The organism is Bradyrhizobium sp. 31Argb, from assembly GCF_043638955.1.
GTDB lineage: Bacteria > Pseudomonadota > Alphaproteobacteria > Rhizobiales > Xanthobacteraceae > Bradyrhizobium.
In genome coordinates, this window is sequence record NZ_JBEGDB010000351.1 from 1 (window position 1) to 7,105 (window position 7,105).

The window sequence follows — 7,105 nt, forward strand, 5'->3', positions numbered from 1 at the left end:
AGGCTTCCTCCTAAAAGAAAGCCTTGAATCACGTTCAATCTGATTTGAGAATCCCAAGAGTCCACACGGCCTAGGGTGAGATGACGTTTCCAAAAAGCATTGTATCGCTGCTGATTTTGAAATTCGCGCAGTGGTACGAAACTTGCTGTTCTCTTCGCCAGCCATTGCAATGTCTGGAGAAACATATGCACAACGTCGTCTGCATCAAGCAGGTTCCCGACTCGGCGCAAATCCGCGTGCACCCCGTGACTAACACGATCATGCGTCAGGGCGTGCCGACCATCATCAATCCATACGACCTCTTCGCGCTCGAGGCCGCGCTGGAGCTGCGCGATAAATTCGGCGGCGAGATCACCGTCCTTACGATGGGGCCGCCGTCGGCCGAGGACTCGTTACGCAAAGCGCTCACCTTTGGCGCCGATCGCGCCGTACTGCTCACCGATCGCTGCTTCGCGGGCGCCGATACGCTGGCGACGAGTTACGCACTTGCGACCGCCATCCGCAAAATCGGCAAGGAATATGGCCCGCCGGACCTCATCTTCACCGGTAAGCAGACCATCGACGGTGACACCGCCCAAGTTGGGCCCGGCGTCGCGAAGCGGCTAGGTGTGCTGCAGCTCACCTACGTCGCCAAGATCAGTGCCTTGGATCTTGCCGCACGCACAGTTGAAGCGGAACGGCGCTCCGAAGGCGGCGTGCAGGTGCTCCGCACCCGGCTGCCGTGTCTCATCACCATGCTGGAGGCAACCAACCAGATTCGCCGCGGCGCCATGGCGGATGCGTTGCGTGCCGCCCGGGCGCCGATCGTGAAGTGGAACGCGCAGCAGGCCGGCGTCGAGGACATCTCCAAATGCGGTCTCAAGGGCTCGCCGACCGTCGTTAAGCGTGTATTCGCGCCGTCCGCGCGCGCTGAGAAGGCGGTGCTGGTAGAAGCCGCCGAGCAGCCGGCGCAAGCATTGATCGACGCGATCTTCAAGCACCAGCCCAAGCTTGAGACCGATCTTGCGGCGCTGGCCCGCGATGCCTGATCCGAAGAGTCTTGATGATGAGCGATCTGACAGGAGCTCGCGCGTCTCCTGAAGGGCGCGCCGGCAAGAAGGCGCTCGCGGTGAATTTCAACGCAGTATGTCTGGGTCTTTATCGAACAGGAGCGCGGCCAGTGCAATCAGTCTCCTTGGAGCTGAAGCTGAAAGTTGATCTCGCGGAGGTCGTGATCGGTCCGGAGACAAAGGCGACGCGCAGCGCCCGCGGTCGAACTCTGCCACGGCGCCGACCTTCTATCTGGTTGCCGACAACATGCTTGCAGATTGCCGCAACGTGTCCGACACCAAGGCCTTGACCGGCCTTGTCAACACCTCCGAGCCGGAGATCCTGTTGTTGGGAAGCACGATCTTGGGTCGTGATCTCGCCGCCTCCGCCGTCGCCCTATGCAGGCGACCGCGTTGCAAGCGAGGGTAGGTTTGAGAACATGCGCCACTGAACAAAGGAGAGGCCCATGATCGAAGAGAGGTTCGATGCGATCGTTGTTGGCGCCGGAATGGCCGGCAACGCGGCCGCGCTGAGCATGGCCAAGCGCGGCATGAAGGTGCTGCAGCTCGAGCGCGGCGAATATTCCGGATCAAAGAACGTGCAGGGGGCAGTCCTCGATGCGGACATCTTGGAGCAGCTGACGCCAGATTTCCGCGAGAATGCCCCCCTCGAGCGCCGCCTTGTCGAGCAGCGCTTTTGGATAATGGAGAGCCGTTCCCATATCGGGCTGCGCTACCGCTTCAACGATTGCAATCACCAGCGACCGAACCGGTACATCGTCATCCGCCCCGAATTCGACAAATGGTTCTCCTGCAAGGTGAAGGAGGCCGGCGCCACCCTCTTGTGCCAGACTACCGTTACCGAGCTGGCGCAGAACCGCCGTGGCCGCGTCATTGGTGTGCGTACTGACCGACAGGACGGCATAATCCACTCCGACGTAGTGGTGCTCGCCGAGGGCGTCAATGGCTTGCTCGGGACGTGTGCGGGCTTGCGCGAGCGGCCGACGCCCGACCAGGTTGCGCTGGAGGTCGAGGAAATGCACCTTTTGCCGCGCGAGACCATCGAAAACCGCTTCAATCTCAAGCGCGACGAAGGGGTCGTGATCGAGGCCGCCGGCACCATCTCGCGCGGGATGACCGGCATGGGTTTCATCTATGCGAACAAGGAGTGCATCTCACTCGGCATCGGCTGCCTCGTCTCCGATCTCCAGCGAACGGGCGAAACGCCTTACGGGCTGCTCGACCGCTTCAAGCGTCATCCGTCGGTGGTGCCACTAATCGACGGCTCAGAGCTCAAGGAATATTCCGCGCACCTCATCCCGAAAAGCGGCTACAACACCATACCCCAGCTCTACGGCGATGGCTGGGTGGTAATCGGCGATGCCGCCGAACTCGACAGCACCAGCTATCGCGGGCGTTTGAACGTTGCGATGATCTCTGGGAAAATTGCCCCGGAGGCGATCTTCCGTGTGAAGTCGCGCGGCGGCCGCTGCACGTCGAATAGCTTATCATTGTACAAGAAGATGCTGAATGAGTCGTATGAGGATTTAAAAAAGAAGGATATGCCGGCGCTGATGCACACCCAGCCGGACAACTTTCTCCTCACCTATCCGCAGCTCGTCTCCAAAGCGATCCAGAACTTCGCTCGCATTGCCGGCAGGCCAGTGGCGGGGGAGAAGGACGCGGACTCAAAATCCTCTGGCGATGTGTGGTCATGGACCGGACTCTTCGGTGATGGGTTCCGCTTCCCGCGCGCCTGGCGTTGAAAGAGTATGAGGGTTCAGACTCGATTGATCCAATAGGCGACGATGGCCGCGAGGTAGACGGCAGCATTAGAAGTTCCTGGCGAGTTTGTCGTAGCGAATTGCAACACGCCTGAAATCCTTCTGCCGGCGGAAACAGCGCCTATAACGTTGCGCTTTTTGTCGACGCGTTTGCTGAATCTGTGGAGGATCACCCTGTTGGATTTTGTTTGGAATGACGGGCTTCGCGCCGCGATTGACGATTTCGGCGCGAAAGCCGTCGCCATCGTAGCCTTTGTCCCCAATGAGGGTAGACATGGGAGGTGCGAGTGTCAAAACGGCCGGCCCTGCGGAGACCGTTGGTGCGTACGGGATGAATGTTTGTGACACTGTGAGTTTCCTCCCCGTCTGAGATGGCCGGTTGCGGAAAAACCTCACGCCAGCCTCGCTGTAATTTCGGGCCGGGAATCTGCCGTCATAGACAGTTCCGACCAACCCGTAAGTGCCCTATCTTTTCGGCATATTTTCGGCGACTGCTGTACGGTTGCACAAATTTTCAGGATTTGTCGTTCAGCGAAGCCAATCGCAGATTAAGCGGAACTGTGTTCGATCTTCTGCGACAGCGCCCATCCACCGTCAGCGAAATGTTCAGGGCAGCACCGGTAGGGAAGGAGAAAAGAATCGAAAGCAACATTTGCGGCACCTTGCCGGGTCAGGAACAACCGCCGACTGCCGAAATCGCGACGGTCATCGAAGTCTGCAGCACACCAGTTTTTCGGGTGCTGTTACTATGTCATCCGTTGTCCTCAGAGAAGCGCGAGATGAGGTAAGGTGAGTTCACCTTTGCCTTCGGCAACAGAGGTGTGTAATTTTTGCGCGGCGGCAGTCAGAACCGGCACTGCTATTGCGGTTTCGCCTGCTAACCGCACGGCGCAATCAATATCCTTTGCGGCATTGGTAATGGATATCGCCAAAACATCCGGTCTTTCGCCCAACATAAAGGCTGCGAAATTCTGGAATATTCCGCTGTTGGTCGCGCCGCGACTGACTAACGAGCGTAAGGTTGCAAGATCAACGCCAAGGCCATCGGCAAACCGGCAAGTTTCAGCAGTTACCGCCGCTATGCCCATCGTCATGCCGTTATAGACCAGCTGGAGCTTATGGCCTTGCCCGACATCGCCGACAGGGACGATGTTCTCGCAAAACGCAGCAAGAATACCGGCAGCGATACGGAAACTTTTCCCATCCGATCCAACAACGGCGTTGAGACGTCCTTGCTCTGCATGTTCAGGGCTTCGCGTTACGGGGGCATCTATAAAGGCTAAGCGATGCTTTTGGGCCTGTTCGGCCAAAACGAGCGTTGAAGCAGGATGAGACGTTGTGCAGTCAAGTATCAGACTCTGTCGGGGTAAATGCGCGAACAATCCGTGTTGCCCAAGACAGACTGCCTCAACCTCGCGGCTTGAAGGCAAGGACAAAACGACGACATTTACATGCCTGGCCAATTCAGCAATGGAAGCACGTTCACAAGCGCCCATGCCGATTAAACGTTCCGCACCCCTACGGTTCTTGTTGGCTTTGATATGCAATTCGGCGCCATGACGCAAAAGACTGATCCCTATGCCGGTTCCCATGCGTCCTGCGCCGATCAGGCCGATCTTTTGTCGCGCTGGCATAGGCGTTGCGGTCGATAATGGATTTTCAGTCATGCTCTCGCTCACTATGCATTTCGAAAAAAGCCGGTTTCTTGCAGAACGCGCAGCCGCTTATGATGGTTATCAATGAGGTAGTCCGGCTGCGCCGCATGCAAACGCGACTCGGACACCAACCCGCCGGTAATGGCTACGCTGATCAAGCCAAGATTGCGTGCAATATCCGTTTCGACCGGCATGTCCCCGATGAAGACGGTTGACCCAGGGTTCAGATTGTGTGTTTGCATGTACAGCTGAAGCCGTTCGCCTTTGCTCATGCTTTTGTATTGAGTAGCGCGGCTTTCAAAGGCCAGAACCTCATCGACGCAATCGTCGATTCCAAGCCGTCGCAATTGGGTACGGAGGGGTTCGACTATATGGTTGCTCAGAATGATGGTGGAAACGGCCTGTTGACGCGCCGTTTCCAAAATGCGGCGGGCGCCGTCGCGCAGATCGGCTTTGCTCGCCAGCGGCTCGTAGGTGTCGTGAAAAATAGCGCTGCCATCGCTATCCACTGTTTCGACTTCGCGTTCCGATATTCCGAGATTGCGGTAAAGGACGGAAAGTGGAACGTCGCACTGGTCCAAAAAAGTTTGCATGTCGATGGCAGCGCGGCCGAACCGGCTCAGAATGGCGTTCGTCGTTTGCAGCAAGGCATCGGCATCGTCGAGCAGAGTGCCGTTCCAATCGAATACAAGAGCCGGCTTCATCGTGACCTCAGGCAGCGGATACTTTTGTGAAGGCGAGATCGGCGACCAATCTATTCAAGTTTTCGTTCGCGCGTTTTTGCCCCGCAGGAGTTGGCATCTCGACCGTAAACGGAGATAGATCGATTCCATCATGCCCCTGCGGCAGCAAGGATACGAGAGAATGAAAGGGCAGATAAGTGACGCTGGCAGCATTGATGGACAAAGCAATGTGCCTTTCGATCACCGTGAGCGTTTGCGACTCGATTTTATGGAAACGCAGACTGTTCTGTCGCGCTTCGGGTGGCAATGTTTTCCAGACTTTCCAGAACGCCAACTCATCAATCGTGTCGATACCCATTCCGTAGTAATTTGGCGCTACGATGGGCGGAGAACCGATTGCCCAATGCACAGCCTTGGCCCCGGCGGCAAGGAGCATTTCCGTCACTGCCCGGCTTGTATCGCCGCGAATGAGCGCCTCATCGGCTATAATTATGGTTCGGCCTGTAACGTCTTTGCTTGCGACCCGGTACTTTTGCGCGATAAGCGATTTGCGTTCGCCAGCGATGCCTATGAGCGTGCGCTCCGAACAGCATGTTGCGATCACTTCGTGCCTTTGAACGAGGGCACCCTGTTGTTCGGCCAGAGATGCGAATAGAACATCGGCATACGGCTTTCCCGTACGCGGCATGGAAGAAACGATGATGGGGGCGGAGCCCGTTTCGACCACTAAAGTCGGCGAGATAATTCGACCCAGGGTAACGCCTATATTGTGACGGGTGCTCAGATGAGAGTGGCCTCGTATCGACGTTTTCGTATTTCCTAGATAGAGCGTCTCATAGGCGCAAAGCTTTGGGCTGTGTCCAGCACGGCCAACAAAGCGAGTGATGCAATCTCCCGTTTGTCCGTCCACATACTTGATGTGACTTGGCAATATCTCGTCCGCTTGGCCTTGTAGTCCGGAGAAAGCGCAATTTTCGGAGGCAAAGAGTACAAAACCGTCTTCGGTTTTCATGAATTCCAAAGGCCGCAAATCACTACGATTGCGGAAAGCAGTTAGATTACCTTGACCATCCAATAAAAGTGCGATGATGGCCCCATCAATACGGACATCAATGTCACGAAAGACTTTCTCGTAATCAACCGGCAAAGCGTGCTGCCAATAGTCTTTTTGACAAATGCGCTCAATAAGCTTGAGCGGAAGCTCTGCATCCGTTCTGCTGCCAAACCGATAGCCTTGGGCAAGCAGTTCTTCCTTAAGTTCATCAGCGTTGGCCAAAGCGCCGTTCAAACAAACGGTCAAGTGGCGATGGCCGGCTTTATGGTTGTCAAGGGGCTGGACGTCGCCGTCACTGTTCTCCCGGGAAGATGGAGTACGAATATGTGCTATCGCTACATGTGGCCTGAAATTCGCACCCTGTTCATCATAATCAATCGTTGCGAAGTCGCGTGGTGGCCGACATGACTTTGTATATTGAAAACCTTTTGCATGCATGAACGCGGCAACGCCGAACCCCGCCTGTCCACGGTTTTCAAGCTTCGGAACCATGTGCTTGAGCCGATCGTAAACCGTCTTTTGTGAACGGCTTGGCAACAGAAAAGCGCCTGCAATACCGGACATGCTTCTCTCCTTTGGACAACGACTGTTACCGTGTCATCGTTTGACGCTGCGTGTTGTTGTGTTCAACCGTGTCCGGTTGAAGACATCCATGTCCGGAGCCAGGCACCAAGGCGGAAGGAATCCGGCGGCTCGGCGCGAAGCACATGGTCTTGCCCTTCATCAAGCAAGGCTCGTACCAGGGCTTTGTCGGCGCGCCTGAAGCTGCCTCTCACGACGCTGTCTCAGTCGCGGCAGGTTCGTCATGCAAATAGTCGCGACAATCTAGTGGTCTATCACAGTGATTTTGACTCTTTGGGGGTGGCTGGATAGGCGCGGCCGAGTTTGGCGCGAGCTTTGT

General features: G+C 56.4%; 6 protein-coding genes and 2 pseudogenes. 3 read left to right on the forward strand and 5 right to left on the reverse strand.

Annotation, left to right across the window (positions count from 1 at the left end; translation table 11 throughout):
• Positions 1-185: hypothetical protein (locus AAFX91_RS37055; protein ID WP_394569811.1), on the reverse strand; the 185-nt coding region annotated here is incomplete at its 3' end.
• On the opposite strand from AAFX91_RS37055, the gene AAFX91_RS37060 reads away from it, so the two are divergent.
• The 3 genes and pseudogenes from AAFX91_RS37060 to AAFX91_RS37070 all read left to right on the forward strand — a co-directional run bounded on the left by AAFX91_RS37060 (position 186) and on the right by AAFX91_RS37070 (position 2,794).
• A complete protein-coding gene (locus tag AAFX91_RS37060) occupies positions 186-1,028 on the forward strand; it encodes an electron transfer flavoprotein subunit beta/FixA family protein (RefSeq protein ID WP_028168869.1) in 843 nt (280 codons plus the stop codon).
• A gap of 17 nt (positions 1,029-1,045) precedes the next feature.
• Positions 1,046-1,416: pseudogene (locus AAFX91_RS37065) on the forward strand (electron transfer flavoprotein subunit alpha); the annotation flags it as partial.
• 79 nt (positions 1,417-1,495) lie between these two features.
• Complete coding sequence (locus tag AAFX91_RS37070) at positions 1,496-2,794, forward strand: FAD-dependent oxidoreductase (protein WP_130228488.1); 1,299 nt, start codon at positions 1,496-1,498, stop codon at positions 2,792-2,794.
• Positions 2,795-2,808: 14 nt separating this feature from the next.
• Here AAFX91_RS37070 and AAFX91_RS37075 read toward each other — a convergent pair.
• The 4 genes and pseudogenes from AAFX91_RS37075 to AAFX91_RS37090 all read right to left on the reverse strand — a co-directional run.
• Positions 2,809-3,127 (reverse strand): annotated as a pseudogene (locus AAFX91_RS37075) (transposase); the annotation flags it as partial.
• Positions 3,128-3,576: 449 nt separating this feature from the next.
• Entirely contained in the window at positions 3,577-4,479 is a 903-nt protein-coding gene (locus tag AAFX91_RS37080; RefSeq protein WP_130228487.1) for an NAD(P)-dependent oxidoreductase, read from the reverse strand.
• A gap of 11 nt (positions 4,480-4,490) precedes the next feature.
• The gene (locus tag AAFX91_RS37085) at positions 4,491-5,171 is read right to left on the reverse strand and encodes an HAD family hydrolase (RefSeq protein WP_394569812.1); all 681 of its coding nucleotides are present in this window, start codon (positions 5,169-5,171) and stop codon (positions 4,491-4,493) included.
• Positions 5,172-5,178: 7 nt separating this feature from the next.
• Positions 5,179-6,768: a hypothetical protein gene (locus AAFX91_RS37090; RefSeq protein ID WP_245474929.1), complete on the reverse strand. Its 1,590-nt coding sequence runs from the start codon at positions 6,766-6,768 to the stop codon at positions 5,179-5,181.
• Positions 6,769-7,105: the final 337 nt, after the last annotated feature.